This window comes from Anaerolineales bacterium, assembly GCA_003105035.1.
Taxonomy (GTDB): domain Bacteria; phylum Chloroflexota; class Anaerolineae; order Anaerolineales; family UBA4823; genus FEB-25.
On sequence record PQAL01000036.1, the window covers coordinates 12,799 to 26,896 of the forward strand.

The 14,098-nt window shown below is 49.5% G+C and carries 11 protein-coding genes and 1 tRNA gene; 10 read left to right on the top strand and 2 right to left on the bottom strand.

The window, feature by feature from the left end; translation table 11 throughout:
• Nucleotides 1–49: 49 nt before the first annotated feature.
• The 5 genes from C3F13_15040 to C3F13_15060 are packed head-to-tail and all read left to right on the top strand — an operon-like array spanning nt 50 to nt 7,395.
• Nucleotides 50–1,153, top strand: a complete 1,104-nt coding sequence (locus tag C3F13_15040; protein ID PWB50826.1) for a hypothetical protein — start codon at nt 50–52, stop codon at nt 1,151–1,153.
• 51 nt (nt 1,154–1,204) lie between these two features.
• On the top strand, nt 1,205–3,238 hold the full coding sequence (locus tag C3F13_15045; GenBank protein ID PWB50827.1) for a 5-oxoprolinase: 2,034 nt from the start codon (nt 1,205–1,207) through the stop codon (nt 3,236–3,238).
• A gap of 25 nt (nt 3,239–3,263) precedes the next feature.
• Nucleotides 3,264–4,214: a hypothetical protein gene (locus C3F13_15050; GenBank protein PWB50828.1), complete on the top strand. Its 951-nt coding sequence runs from the start codon at nt 3,264–3,266 to the stop codon at nt 4,212–4,214.
• Nucleotides 4,215–4,219: 5 nt separating this feature from the next.
• The gene (locus C3F13_15055) at nt 4,220–5,839 is read left to right on the top strand and encodes a 5-oxoprolinase (GenBank protein ID PWB50984.1); all 1,620 of its coding nucleotides are present in this window, start codon (nt 4,220–4,222) and stop codon (nt 5,837–5,839) included.
• Nucleotides 5,836–7,395, top strand: coding sequence for a lactate permease (locus tag C3F13_15060; protein ID PWB50829.1), 1,560 nt, complete (start codon nt 5,836–5,838; stop codon nt 7,393–7,395). The genes C3F13_15055 and C3F13_15060 overlap by 4 nt, the downstream gene beginning before the upstream one ends.
• Here C3F13_15060 and C3F13_15065 read toward each other — a convergent pair.
• On the bottom strand, nt 7,369–7,794 hold the full coding sequence (locus tag C3F13_15065) for a hypothetical protein (protein ID PWB50830.1): 426 nt from the start codon (nt 7,792–7,794) through the stop codon (nt 7,369–7,371). The two genes, C3F13_15060 and C3F13_15065, sit on opposite strands and share 27 nt — an antisense overlap.
• 103 nt (nt 7,795–7,897) lie before the next feature.
• On the opposite strand from C3F13_15065, the gene C3F13_15070 reads away from it, so the two are divergent.
• The 5 genes from C3F13_15070 to rlmN all read left to right on the top strand — a co-directional run bounded on the left by C3F13_15070 (nt 7,898) and on the right by rlmN (nt 12,144).
• Nucleotides 7,898–7,979 (top strand) — tRNA-Leu (locus C3F13_15070).
• 15 nt (nt 7,980–7,994) lie between these two features.
• Nucleotides 7,995–9,485, top strand: coding sequence for a trigger factor (gene tig, locus C3F13_15075; GenBank protein PWB50831.1), 1,491 nt, complete (start codon nt 7,995–7,997; stop codon nt 9,483–9,485).
• A complete protein-coding gene (locus tag C3F13_15080; GenBank protein ID PWB50832.1) occupies nt 9,472–10,092 on the top strand; it encodes an ATP-dependent Clp protease proteolytic subunit in 621 nt (206 codons plus the stop codon). Before tig ends, C3F13_15080 begins: the two co-directional genes overlap by 14 nt.
• Nucleotides 10,093–10,140: 48 nt before the next feature.
• Entirely contained in the window at nt 10,141–11,025 is an 885-nt protein-coding gene (locus tag C3F13_15085) for a haloacid dehalogenase (GenBank protein ID PWB50833.1), read from the top strand.
• A gap of 36 nt (nt 11,026–11,061) precedes the next feature.
• The gene (gene rlmN, locus C3F13_15090; GenBank protein ID PWB50834.1) at nt 11,062–12,144 is read left to right on the top strand and encodes a 23S rRNA (adenine(2503)-C(2))-methyltransferase RlmN; all 1,083 of its coding nucleotides are present in this window, start codon (nt 11,062–11,064) and stop codon (nt 12,142–12,144) included.
• A gap of 127 nt (nt 12,145–12,271) precedes the next feature.
• On the opposite strand, the gene C3F13_15095 is transcribed toward rlmN, so the two are convergent.
• Nucleotides 12,272–14,071: a hypothetical protein gene (locus C3F13_15095; protein PWB50835.1), complete on the bottom strand. Its 1,800-nt coding sequence runs from the start codon at nt 14,069–14,071 to the stop codon at nt 12,272–12,274.
• Nucleotides 14,072–14,098: the final 27 nt, after the last annotated feature.

Consider the following 14,098-nt stretch of genomic DNA (forward strand, 5'->3'; position numbering starts at 1 on the left):
TAATATATACGTGGAGACTTATGAGAAATTAAAACTGGTTAGCGCACAGATGCACCTGGAATCTGCTGAAGACACCAGCTGTATCCAGGTCCCTAGTCGCAAGCAGGATAAAATCTCCGTCAGTGATGCGGTCTTGCCGAGTGGTAAGCGGATCTCATTGTTGAAGTCCCAGCTCTCCACAGTGTGTGAGCGGGACTGTAACTACTGCCCCTTCCGCTCTGGGCGCGATTTTCAGCGTGCATCCTTCCAACCAGAGGAATTCGCAAAAATATTCTTATCCCTCTATCAGGCGCATATCGCTGAAGGGATATTCCTGAGCTCGGGAATATTCAATAATGGATCTTTCACACAGGACTATCTGCTGGATACAGCGGATATCCTGCGGAACAAACTGCATTTTAAGGGTTATGTCCACCTAAAAATCATGCCCGGGGCTGAATATGCCCAGGTAGAACGCGCCATGCAGCTGGCTGACCGGGTATCCATAAATCTCGAAGCACCGACCACAGCTACACTACAAAAGCTTGCTCCAGGTAAACGATTCACCGAAGAATTAGTCCAACCGTTAAAATGGATCCAACAAATCCGGCAGACACAATCACCCTATCATGGATGGGATCATCGCTGGCCTTCTTCAGTCACCCAGTTCGTAGTCAGTGCAGTCGGAGAGACCGACGTAGAGCTCTTAGCAACCACGGAATACCTCTATAGCCAGCTCAAATTAAAGCGTACGTACTACTCAACATTCAATCCTATCCCCGATACACCGCTTGAAAATGTGCCGCCTGGCTCCCCACATCGTGAATTCCGCTTGTATGAAGCTTCTTTCTTGCTGCGCGATTATGGATTCGGCCTTGAAGACCTTCCATTTGATCGAAATGGGCACTTGCCCCTAGATATCGACCCAAAGACCGCCTGGGCCAAAGAAAACCTGGTGTCGACCCCCGTTGAGATCAATGGGGCAGAAAAATATGAGCTGTTGCGTATACCAGGCATTGGACCGAAAACCGCAGACGCAATCCTGACCGCGCGTAGGATGGGTAAAATAACCAACCCCGAAATGCTACCCGCCTTCGGTGTAAATATGAAGAAGGCGGCTCAATACATTTCAGTTAATGGCAAAAACCCTGCCAGACAAATCTCTTTCCTATAAAACACTTGACTCCCTTGTTTTTTTTAATCGGATACTCTATACTCAGATACCATGTTACGCATTGGTATCGATATTGGCGGCACTTTCACTGATTTCATCGTGTACGAGCCCGAGAGTGGAAATATCCGTACGTTTAAACTCCCGTCTGATCCCTCCGACCCGGCCAAATCTGTCCTTGATGGATTAAAACAAATTACTTCACATGGCGCTTTGCATGTTATTCATGGCTCAACCGTGGCAACCAATGCCCTACTGGAAGGAAAAGGTGCTCGAACAGCCCTGATCACCACCCAGGGTTTCAATGACATCCTACAGATCGGCCGGCAAAACCGCCCCAGCTTATACGATTGGAATGTTCCTCCGACTTCACCGCTTGTACCTTCAGACTTGAGATTTGAAGTTAGGGAACGAGTTGATCATCTTGGTAATGTTCTCATCCCCTTCGACCCAACCCAGCTGGAAGCAATCGCCCAACAGCTATCCCAATCACACATTGAGTCAGTCGCCATTTGCCTGTTATTCAGCTTTTTACATCCTCAGCATGAGCAAATGATAGTAGAAAAACTCAGCGGGTATGCTTTTCCCGTTTATTTGTCAAGTGATATATTGCCAGAGTATCGGGAATATGAACGAATGAGCACCACGGTAATTAATGCATATGTCTCTCCAATTCTTGATAGGTATCTCTCCAAATTAGCGTCTTCATTGGGCGATGTACACGTTGATATCATGCAATCCAATGGGGGGATGATCAGCCTGCCAGAAGCACGCAGAAATGGTGCCCGGTGTATCCTATCTGGCCCAGCCGGGGGGATTTCAGGTGCAATGAACATCACTGAGAGTATCGTGTCACGTGATGCCTCGCAGTCAAGTCAGATTACACCAAAAGTGATCACCTTTGACATGGGTGGGACATCCACAGACGTATCGTTGATTAATGGTCATCCCTCCTTCACAACCGAAGCAGTCGTGGGAGGTTATCCGATTCGATTACCTCTGCTTGACATCCACACGATTGGTGCCGGTGGAGGCTCGATCGCCTATATTGATTCAGGCGGTTCTCTACGGGTGGGTCCGCAAAGTACAGGTGCGATTCCTGGCCCAGCGTGTTATGGTATGGGGGATTCCCCCACGGTCACCGATGCAAACTTAGTTTTAGGTCGCCTGCTCCCCGAATATTTTCTGGGTGGAAAAATGCACATAGACGCTGGCCGATCATGGCTCGCCATGGAAAAACTGGGTGTTCGCATGCAGCGGACAGCAATTCAAGCTGCCAGGGGTGTCATTGAGGTGGTTAACGCCCAGATGGAGAGAGCATTGCGGGTCATCTCTATTGAACGTGGCCACGATCCGCGCGATTTCTTCCTTTTTTCTTTTGGCGGAGCTGGCGGGTTACATGCTGTCGCGTTAGCCCGTCAGATGGATATCCCTAAGGTGGTTATCTCCCGGTACGCTTCTACATTATCAGCCTATGGCATGCTCGCCTCTGACGTGGTCAAGGATTACGTGAAGACGATAATGCTGCCTGGCACGACCGATATGTCCATATTGGATGATCAATTCGAGCCGTTAATTGATAAAGGGATATCAGAAATGGCGAGAGAAGGAATAGCAGCGAACGAAATTGAGATCCAACCTAGTTTGGATGTCCGCTATGTGGGGCAATCCTACGAGCTAAATATAGCGTATTCCAAGGACTTCCTGGCTGCGTTCACCCAAGCCCACGATAGCGCGTATGGCTATTCTTATACTGGCAAAGAAACTGAAATTGTAAATCTGCGCCTGTGTGCTATCGGAAAAGTCCCCCGCATCCAGTTACCCAAACGCCCAACTAGGTTCCCATCCGAGGTACCTGCCCCGCTACGATCCATGCAGGTCGAGTTATCCAAAGGTTCAGAATTGATTCCTGTATATCAATATGATGATCTATTCCCTGGAACGGCACTATCTGGTCCTGCATTAATCGTTTCAGCAGATACAACCATATTCATGGATAATAATGATAAGCTGGAAGTCGATGAATTTGATAATCTTATCATTGATGTTTTTTTCAAACCCAAGCTATCCAACCAATTACTCAAGTGATTAATAGTTATAAGGTAAACCGATCATGTCATCCCATCCACTACGAATATTCGCGGGTTCATCGCACCAGGCATTAGCTCACGAAGTCACCGATCTCCTGGGTGTTCCACTGGGTAACTCAACCACCCGAATCTTTCCCGATTCAGAGATATTTGTAAATATTGATGAGGTCGTCAGGGACCAGGACATATTTTTCATCCAGACTTGTTCCATGCCGGTCAATGATCGCCTCATGGAACTTTTGTTATACCTGGATGCTTTTCGCCGGGCGAGTGCCCACTCCATCAGCGTGGTGATCCCTTATTTCCCGTATGCCCGCCAGGATCGTATGTCCCATGGGCGAGAAGCCATCAGCGCCAGGGTCGTGGCGAATTTACTTGAAAAACAAGGCGCTTCAAGGGTAATTTTCTTTGACATCCACAACCCAGCCATTCAAGGTTTCTTCAACATCCCGGTCGATCCGTTGTCAGCCATATCTCTCCTGGCGAATTACTACCGTAAACCCGAATACCGCAATTCTGTAATCGTCAGCCCGGATGTTGGGCGGGCCAGCCTGGCAGGTAAATATGCAGGGTTGCTTGATCTACCGCTGGTCATCATGCATAAACGCAGATCCAGCCCCTTGGAAGTTAAAACCACGCACATCGTTGGCGATATCACCGGCCGCAGGCCAATCATCGTGGATGACCTGATCGCTGGCGGTAGCGTTCTCAAGCAATTGGATGACCTTTACCAGCATGGAGCCCAGGGAAAGGCTTGCCTGGCAATCACTCACCCGGTGCTTCTGCCAACTGCCCTTAAAAGACTGGACGAAGATGATCGGATCGAGAAACTAGTGGTCACCAATACCATACCAGTCCCTAAAGAAAAACTCCATCCGAAGCTGGAGGTAATTTCCATTGCGCCTCTGCTCGCAGAGATTATTAATCGTATTTATGGTGGTATCAGCATTTCAGAGAAAATGATCTTGTCATAGTGCCTATGCGCAATTCACAGAATTATTATCCGTCTGATCCGATCAGGCTCGAAATATATAAATACTTCTTCGCTTCCATTGCCGAGGAGATGGGCGCGGTGCTGCGTAAAGCCAGTTTTTCTCCTAATATCAAAGAACGGCGTGATTTTTCCTGCGCAGTTTTCGATCAGCATGGCAATATGATCGCCCAGGCAGCCCATATCCCTGTCCATCTGGGTTCCATGCCCATGTCGGTCCAATCTGCCGTCCAAAAATTCTCCGCTTCAGGTGAGAGGCTTAGCCCAGGCGACACGATCATCGTGAATGATCCCTTCCTTGGGGGAACCCATTTGCCAGATATCACCCTGGTCAGTCCTTTATTTTTTGATACCGGCATTACAGCGGATGACATGAAACCTGTCGCCTATGTTGCCAATCGCGCCCACCATGCTGATATCGGTGGTATTTCGCCGGGTTCGATGCCGATCGCGCGCGAGATTTTCCAGGAAGGGTTGATCATCCCTCCGGTAAAGTTTGTCACAGGTGGCACGCTTAACCAGGGCATACTTGACTTGATACTCGCTAATGTACGTACCCCCGAAGAGCGTAGCGGTGACCTAAAAGCCCAGATTGGCGCGAATCAGCGGGGTATCACCCGTTTGACTGATCTTATTCAACGCTACGGTCTGCAGGAAGTATCCCTGTACATGCAGGAATTGCTAGACTATACCGAGCACATGACGCGCCGTCTGATTGCTGAAATCCCTGATGGGAAATACACGTTTTCTGATAATCTCGATGATAACGGGGTTACCGAGCAGAAAGTCCGCATCCAAGTTTCGATAAAAATTGAAGGAGAAAACGCAGAAGTCGACTTTACAGGTTCTGCTGAGCAACAGCCCGGCAGTATCAACGCAGTGTACGCCATCACATTGTCAGCAGTCAACTACGTTTTCCGTTCCCTGATCGGCCTCGATGTCCCGAATAATAGTGGCTGCCTGGTACCTATCAAGATCATCGCTCCACAAGGCACCGTCGTGAATGCCTTGCATCCTGCTCCAGTGGCAGGCGGTAACGTGGAGACGTCGCAACGCATCGTGGATGTGCTCCTTGGAGCCTTCGCCCAGGCATGCCCTGAGCGCATCCCTGCCGCCTCCCAAGGCACGATGAACAATGTGATGATCGGCGGATGGGATATTGAAAGGAAGCGATACTTCACCTATTACGAGACGATCGGCGGTGGAACGGGTGCCAGCCCACAGCAGGATGGTTTTTCGGCTGTCCATAGCCACATGACTAATACATTAAACACTCCCATTGAAGCCCTGGAATATGCATATCCGCTTCAGGTCACACGTTATGCGATTCACAACACCAGCGGTGGAGAAGGGATCCATCGCGGGGGCGATGGAATCATCCGTGAAATCAAGGTATTATGCGATGCACAGCTCACTCTGTTATCGGAGCGCCGCGTCACCCAACCGTATGGTCTCTCGGGTGGAGAACCAGGGCAAGCTGGAGAAAATCAGCTTATCCACGAGGGTCAAGTAACCCACCTACCCGGTAAAGGCAACTTTTATCTCTCAAAAGGTGATATTCTGAGTATTAGCACTCCGGGTGGTGGAGGCTTTGGACCTAAAAAATGACCGGTGTTAATATCTTGAGCATCGTGGTGGCGATCTTGCCGGTGATCATCATCTTCTTACTCCTGGCAGTCCGTCGTACACCGGCAGACCTGGCTGGCCTGATCGGTTGGGGTGTAACCGTCCTGATCGCCTGGCTATATTTTAAAACCTCATTAAATGTTCTCTTGTTATCCAGCTTGGCGGGTATTATTGCTTCTTTACCCATTGCCCTGGTTGTGGCAACCTCAATTTTCCAGGTAACTGTCATGCAAGAGACTGGAGCCATTGCCCGGTTAGTTGCATTGTTAAAAACCGTATCGCCAGGCGACAAAATTGTACAGATCATGCTGATCAACGTTGGCTTCGGCACAATGCTCACAGCACTTGGAGCTGTCCCGGTTTCAATCCTACCCCCGATCATGCTCTCCCTGGGATATTCGTCTTTTATTGCCATCGCTCTGCCCGCCATTGGCTATGATGCGTTGACCACCTATGCCCTGCTGGGTGTGCCTGTGGTTGTGTTTGCCAATACTGTGGGATTGCCCGTGAATGAGGTTGGGATGTATTTCGCCCGCTTCATACCCGTGATCAGCACATGCATTGCCTTGGGGATGTTATGGATCATCGGCGGTTGGAAGATGGTATGGAAAGGCATAATCCCAGCTCTCATCTCAGGCCTGGTGGCTGGGTTCATCTGTGTGTGGATGAATAAGATAGGCTTGATTACCGTTACTGGGATTGCTGCTGGCTGTGGGGTGGTGATAGCCATGCTGCTTTACCTCACCCTACGGAGAAAACCTTTATTGGATAGCAACATCATGGACGATGCCGATCGAACTGCGGCTCAAAAGATGACCTTATGGGCGGCAATTTCCCCATGGATCATCCTTACCGTCGCTTCTCTCCTAGTCAATGCCCCATTTCTGCCATTCTTCAACCTGACATTCAGCCGCTTATCCATACCCCTGGTCATCATCCCTGGTGCACCCGAGAAGATTCGTTTCTTCTGGCAAGCCTATTTCTGGATTTTCGTCAGCACAATGCTGGCTTTACCTTTCTTAAAGGCATCAAGAACGAATATCAAGGCAAGCCTGCAGAAATGGCTGAAACGGGCCCCAAGACCGGTTTTCTCCGCTGCCATCTTCTTTGCCATCGCATATCTTTATAATCAGAGCGGTAAAAATGCAAGCTGGGAGCTGCTACAACCAGGGCTCAACATGGTTGCCTTGCTGGCAAATGCATCGGCAGATGGGTTTGGTCATCTTTACCCGATCGTGGCACCATTTTTAGGTTTGCTGGGCGGATTTATCAGTGGATCTGAGACATCTGCAATTGCTATGCTGACAAACCTGCATCTCTCCACTGCTGAGAAGATTGGTGCTGCGGGGCTGATCATCGCCGCTGCAAGCGGAATCGGTGCCGGGCTAGCCAGCGTTATATCGCCAGCCAAGCTTCAAAATGCTGCCGCCAGCATCGACCGTATCGGCGAAGAGACCTCGGTGATACGGATCACGGTGGTTATTTCGATGGCCATCACCGCTATTGTGGCTTTAATGGCTTTGGTCTGGGCTTACTAACTTTTTGTATGAACCAATCCAGGGTGTTCCCAGGCGGTTTTGCTGTGCCACCTTTACTGTGCTCAGCTTCTCTGTTACCTGGGCGGTTATTTTTGCAACGGTAGCCCAATCTTCATCTACAATGGCTTGTTTCATACTCTTCCCCCAATGATCTGCCCAAGTCCATTCCATGCGGTAGCGGTCTGCCTTGACCCAATAACCACGTTTTTCCCAGGCTGCTACCGATGTTTCAATCGTCTCACTAATCGCCACCAGTGAGAGGCTAATATAGGCAAGTAAATCCAGGGTCGTGCTGTCGAGATCGTTTTGTTCGGCCAGCTTGCGGATGGCCAGTGTAATCCCTTTTTCAAGGAGTTGCCTGTCTTTACCAGCACTACCCGTGTTAATCAAACGGCTCAATGGAAGCTCCTCATTCGAACTATTAATATATTGATAGAAATATCGCATGATTATATCTGATTTATTGACGTGCGCATCTCTCTCGCTTATAATCCCCACCCGCGGGGAAGTGCTGGAATTGGCAGACAGGCATGACTTAGGATCATGTGCCGCAAGGCGTGCGGGTTCAAGTCCCGCCTTCCCCATAAAGTATCTTACCCATGCCATGCTACGGGGTATATCAAAGGAATAATGATTTGAAAATCGAACAACTACCTATTGAAAATCATCAAGTAAAGCTGACTGTCGAGGTCGAACCATCCCAGCTCGAGGAAGCCAAGCATCGCGCTGCCCGCCACATTGCCCAGCACAAGAAAATCCCTGGTTTTCGTCCAGGTAAAGCGCCGTATCCAATCATTGTGCGTACGGTTGGTGAGGAGGCTATCTTGGAAGAAGCGCTGGATATCCTGGTAAAAGACATCTATCCTAAAATCATTGAAGAAGCCAAAATCAATCCTTATGGACCAGGGTCGCTCGAAAATATGCTCAAGCTCGACCCTCCGACCTTTGAGTTTGTTGTCCCGCTTGAACCTCAGGTAACCCTGGGTGATTACAAGAAAATTCGTCTCCCCTACAAGCTTAAATCTATCACCAAAAAGGACATAAATAAGGTCCTGGATGACTTGCGTGATCGCCAGGTGGTGTTGGAACCCTCCGATCAACCAGCCAGGGAAGGCGACCAGGTTTATGTCCGTCTTAATATCACCCGTAAAAATCCTGCACAGGGTGAGATGCCATCCCTGGTCAATGACCGACGATTGCCGGTGGTTATTGCTTCCGAAAAGTCTCCCGATAAAAATGAGTGGCCTTACCCCGGTTTCTCTCGCAAGTTGCTTGGTATGGCAGGCAGTGAAGAGCAGCGTTTCGAATACGCTTATCCGGAGGATGCTGAGTTCAAGGACCTGCGCGGTAAAGAAGTGGAAGTTCACGTAGTTGTGGAAGAGATCAAGAAGCGCCACCTGCCTGAGCTGACCGATGAATTTGCCCAATCCATTGGTGAACAATATGCGACCATGGATGCTCTCATTGAAGACATCCGCAAGTCACTCGAGAAGCAAGCCAAGGATGAATACGACAACACCTATAACGATAAAATTATGAAGGAGATCCTCAAGGAGGCGGTGATTAAGTATCCGCCTCAGATGCTGGAACGTGAAGTCGATATGTTTATCCACCAGCTGGAAGATCGCCTTGCACAACAAAAGCTAGATATGGAAACTTATCTCAAGATGCGCAAGATGGATGCAGCTGCTTTGCGTGAAGAGACCAAACCATTGGCTGAGGACCGTCTGAAACGCACATTAGTGTTGCTGGAGATCTCCAAACAAGAAAACATCAAAGTCGAAAATGCTGAATTAGAAAGCGAGTCGATGCGTACCCTGGATGAGCTTGGGCGGATGATGCCTCCGGACAAAGCCAAAAAGACCCTGACCAACGAGTTTGTGCGTGGAATGATTGGGAACATCGGCGCTGATCTGTTGGTTCAACACACCTGGGCATATTTACAATCGGTAGCTCGGGGTGAAGAGGAAGAACAGCAACCTGAACCCGCTGCAGTAGATGCAAGCGAAGCACCGACCATACCTGAAGAAACTGAAAAACCAAAAAAGAAAAGAACAACTAAAAAGGTGGAAAAGAATGAACCTGAATGATCCTTTATCTCTCGTCCCGATGGTGATCGAAACCAGCGGAAGAGGTGAACGTGCTTATGATATTTTTTCGCTGTTGCTCAAGAATCGCATTGTATTCCTGGGCACACCTATTAATGACCAGATCGCCAATCTTACGGTCGCACAGCTTTTATTCCTGAACCAGGAAGACCGTGATGCCCCTATTTCAATGTACATCAATTCCCCGGGCGGTCAGGTTTATGCCGGATTGGCAATTTACGACACCATGCAAATGATCACGAATCCGATCAGCACTGTGGCAGTTGGTGTGACAGCCTCCTTTGGCACTGTCCTTCTCACTGCGGGGACGAAAGGACAGCGTTATGCCTTGCCTCACGCAACGATCCACATCCATCAACCCCTGGGTGGTGTGCAAGGCCAGGCAACGGATATCGAGATTGAAGCGCGCGAGATCTTGCGCCTGAAAACACGCCTCAACCAAATCCTGGCCAACCATACCGGACAGACCGTGGAAACTATCGAAAAGGATACTGACCGAAATTTCTATATGGATGCCAAAGGTGCAGTTGATTATGGTCTGGTTGATAAGGTTCTGGAATCGCCTGCCGAGAAGGTCGAGAAAAAGTAGACGATTTCCAAGATATTTTTGGCTATACGAATATCATTAAGATAATTTATGGGATGTACCCGGATCAGCGGTTCCTCGATCAATCCGGGTGCATCCTTTTATAATAAAGTGCCTCAGATATATAAAGTTATGCAGACTGTGATCAATCGTAGTATGGTACAAGGTATGATCCTCGACATGGACGGTGTCTTATGGCGCGGCGATCAAGCCATCGGAGACTTGCAGCGGATTTTCGAGATTATCGACAATATCGGCTGGAAGGTTACCTTTGCCACCAATAATGCCACCCGCAATGTCCAGCAATACATCGATGGATTGGCGTCTTTCCATGTTCGTGCGCAGCCGTGGCAGGTGATTACTTCTGCCACAGCTGTCACTCACACTCTCACTTCCAGGTTTCAAGGTGGTGGTGCAGTCCATATCGTTGGCGAGCAAGGCGTGATTGAAGCTTGTGCCGAGCATGGCTTTTACCAAGCCGATACAGATGTGAAAGCTGTTATCGTCGGTTTTGATCGCAACCTGACCTATGAAAAATTGCGTAAAGCGACCCTGCTCATCCGTTCAGGGGTGCTGTACATAGGCACTAACCCAGATCTGACATTTCCAACCCCCGAGGGGTTGATCCCGGGTGCGGGATCAATCCTTGCAGCAGTCACGGCTGCTACAGGCATCCAACCAGTTGTGGTCGGGAAACCCGAGCCGTTGATGTACCAGATCGCCCTCGAGCGCATGGCTATCCCCGCCGCCAATGTGCTGGTAGTGGGCGATAGGCCTGAAACCGACATTGCCTGCGCCCAGCAAATGGGCTGCCTGACCGCCCTTGTTCTTTCAGGTGTCACCAACGCCGCGCAGGCAGCAGCCTGGCAGCCGGTGCCAGATATCATCACTGCTGACCTGGTAAGTGTTATCCAGATGTTCTCTGGTGAAAGTTAGCGATATTCGCGAATCTATCGCATGCAGTAAACGAGTATGAGTTCCAACATATACGACATGAATTATGAAGAACTGGAAGCACAGCTTACCCAATGGGGTGAGCCTGCCTACCGTGCCAGGCAAGTGTGGGATGGACTTTACCAGCAGCTGTACAGCACTCCGGACCAATTCACCAGCCTGTCGAAAGCTTTTCGGCAGGCACTCACGGAGAATTTTTCGAGTTCAACCGAAAGTACCCAACCTGCCCTGACTGCCCTCCATCCAGTAAAAAAGCTGGTCGCTTCAGATGGTGAAACGGTCAAGACCTTGTTCAACCTGCACGATCACCGCCAGGTGGAAGCCGTATTGATGCGTTATGAGAAACGTCGTACTTTGTGCATCTCCACCCAGGCTGGTTGTGCCATGGGATGTGTCTTCTGTGCCACCGGTCAGATGGGTTTTAAGCGTGACTTATCCAGTGGTGAGATCGTGGAACAGGTCTTGTTTTATGCCCGCCAGCTTGCCCAAGACCATGAACAGGTAACCAATATTGTGGTGATGGGTATGGGAGAGCCATTTCACAATTATGAAGCTACAATGCAGGCTATCCACACACTGAATGACCCACACGGATTTAACCTAGGCGCACGCCGCTTTACAATCTCTACCGTGGGTCTAATACCTGGCATCCAGCGCTTCACTGCAGAGCATTCGCAGGTTAACCTGGCGATTTCCCTGCATGCTGCGGATGATGACCTACGTTCTCAGCTATTGCCGATTAACCATAAATATCCCCTAGACAGGTTATTTGCAGCTTGCCTGGAGTATGTGCAAACCACTCACCGCCGTTTGTCTTTTGAATGGGCACTCATCCAGGGGGTGAATGACACGCCCGAGCAGGCCCGCTTATTAGCCCACAGGCTGATAAATTTGCGAGTTAAGGGATCCAGCTTGTGCCATGTGAACCTGATCCCGCTCAACCCCACGGGGAAATACTCAGGCCACGCATCACCCCATTCGAGTGCCGTGGCTTTCAAGCAGGTTCTTGATGAAGCCGGGATTGCCTGCACCATCCGTCTGCGCCGCGGCGTTGAGATCCAGGCTGGTTGCGGCCAGCTGGCGTCTAATTTAGCTAATTAAGTATATTAACACCTTAACCGATTGATCTATATAAGCTGAGCAAGTTGGACACGAATACTTCCTGCTATGGTTCTACAGGAAAATTAGTATCTACGTAGCAGGTAGTGGATCATTTAGCTTGTCGATATTATTCGGTCAGCTCAAACTCCAGATGGAGCACTCGTATCCAAACCCCCATTTCTCTGCATGTGTTTTGTAATTGCATGCCTTGAGGGGTTTTTAATAATAAGTCGGTAGTGGCAATTACCCCACTGACCTGTTTATCAAGGATATGCTGCTCGAGCTTGGATAGGTCTCCCAGGATATTCACTCCGTGAATATTGCTGCCCCATTTTAAAGAGTCGTCGTCCAGAAACCCTACCACGGAGTACCCGATCTCTGGGTTCCTCTCAATCCAGCGCAGAGCAATCTCTCCGGCATCTTCAGCTCCATACAGCAGCACATTTTCACTCCGCTTGTCGCTGATTTTCCGGCTATAAAAACGGTCCAGGATCAGGAATGATGATCGTGATGCAGAGAGACCGAGTAGCAGATAGAGCGTGTAGAGTAAGAACACATCACCTGTAAAAGGTTGATTTGGGATGATGAAGCGAATCATTCCCCAGGATACCCCCCCTGAAACGAATGCTGCGCCTGCATAACGCATCAGGTCGTTTACACCGATATAACGCCACATACCACGGTATACCCGGAAAAGGTAGAAAGCTCCGTATGTGACACCTAGAACGATCGGCCACGAGACAAGGAATAGGCCCATGCTGGTGGTGGTCATATTGAGCCCAAAGCGCGTCCAGAAGGCCAGGTAGTAAGTCACCCCAATTAATAAAAGATCGAACACAAGCTCAAATATCCGCCGCTTGAAGGTTAGGTTTATGATCAGGCGTGTAATGCCACTGGGTGCTTCCTGCTCGGAGGCAACGACTTTGATCCTCGCCAGGTAAGCCACAAATAACGAGAGTACGATTAATAAGATAGGGATGAGCACCAGGCTCAGGTCATAATCAAGTGCATCCAATCCAATCGACGCCAGCCCTGAAACGATGGCAATTGCATACAGCACCAATACTGCCTGACGTTCCGATAGGCCAAAAGCCACCAGCCTATGTGAAGTGTGATCTTTTCCACCTTCAGCTGGTGATTGCCCTCTCAGGATGCGCGTGATGGTGACCAGCGCAGTATCCAGGATTGGCAGCAGGAATACCAGGGTTGGAACGCCGATAATGGCAAAGATATTTGACGCCTGTGTTCGCCGAGCGATAGCCAAGGCCGCCAGGGTGAAGCCCAGGAACATGCTCCCGCTGTCACCCATAAAAATCTTGGCTGGTGGGAAATTAAATACCAGAAAACCGATGATGCTCCCAGCTAATGCCAACGATAAAATCAGCAAATCGTTATAACCTGAACGCCAAAAAAAGATCGCCAGGAAACCAGTGGTGATCAACGCCACACCACCCGCCAGACCATCCATATTATCCAGCAGGTTTATGGCATTGGTGATCCCCACCAACCAGAAGAAAGTCAGAAAAATATTAGCTATCGGCCAGCGGAAGAATTCGATCGTGACATTACCGAAAAAGATGACAACGGTCGCAGCTAAGATTTGAAATGCCAGCTTCAATGGGGGGCGGATATGCATGAAATCGTCGTACAAGCCGATACCGAACATGATCAAGACGGATACGAGGATGCTCCACCTTTGGGCAAGCATGATTCGCTCGCCCAGAATGACCATAACTGCTAATAAAGTAATGACAAATGCCCCGAATATCGCGATGCCACCCAGGGTTGGTGTCGGTTTCCTATGCCAGCGGTCTGCACGTGGTATCGCCACCTTGCCTGTACGGAAGCTGACCCTGCGTACCACAGGCACCAGTATCAGGCTGGCTATCGTGGCAATGATAAGTGGCAGAAATATCTGGTAGCTCAAGGTTTCTTCCGTGCCGATGTTACAGCA

What these genes read in the sequence shown, in the direction of transcription:
- C3F13_15040 (PWB50826.1), top strand. Translation starts at nt 50, where the DNA reads ATGCACCTGGAATCTGCTGAAGACACCAGCTGTATCCAGGTCCCTAGT.
- C3F13_15045 (PWB50827.1), top strand. Translation starts at nt 1,205, where the DNA reads ATGTTACGCATTGGTATCGATATTGGCGGCACTTTCACTGATTTCATC.
- C3F13_15050 (PWB50828.1), top strand. Translation starts at nt 3,264, where the DNA reads ATGTCATCCCATCCACTACGAATATTCGCGGGTTCATCGCACCAGGCA.
- C3F13_15055 (PWB50984.1), top strand. Translation starts at nt 4,220, where the DNA reads ATGCGCAATTCACAGAATTATTATCCGTCTGATCCGATCAGGCTCGAA.
- C3F13_15060 (PWB50829.1), top strand. Translation starts at nt 5,836, where the DNA reads ATGACCGGTGTTAATATCTTGAGCATCGTGGTGGCGATCTTGCCGGTG.
- tig (PWB50831.1), top strand. Translation starts at nt 7,995, where the DNA reads ATGCCATGCTACGGGGTATATCAAAGGAATAATGATTTGAAAATCGAA.
- C3F13_15080 (PWB50832.1), top strand. Translation starts at nt 9,472, where the DNA reads ATGAACCTGAATGATCCTTTATCTCTCGTCCCGATGGTGATCGAAACC.
- C3F13_15085 (PWB50833.1), top strand. Translation starts at nt 10,141, where the DNA reads ATGGGATGTACCCGGATCAGCGGTTCCTCGATCAATCCGGGTGCATCC.
- rlmN (PWB50834.1), top strand. Translation starts at nt 11,062, where the DNA reads ATGAGTTCCAACATATACGACATGAATTATGAAGAACTGGAAGCACAG.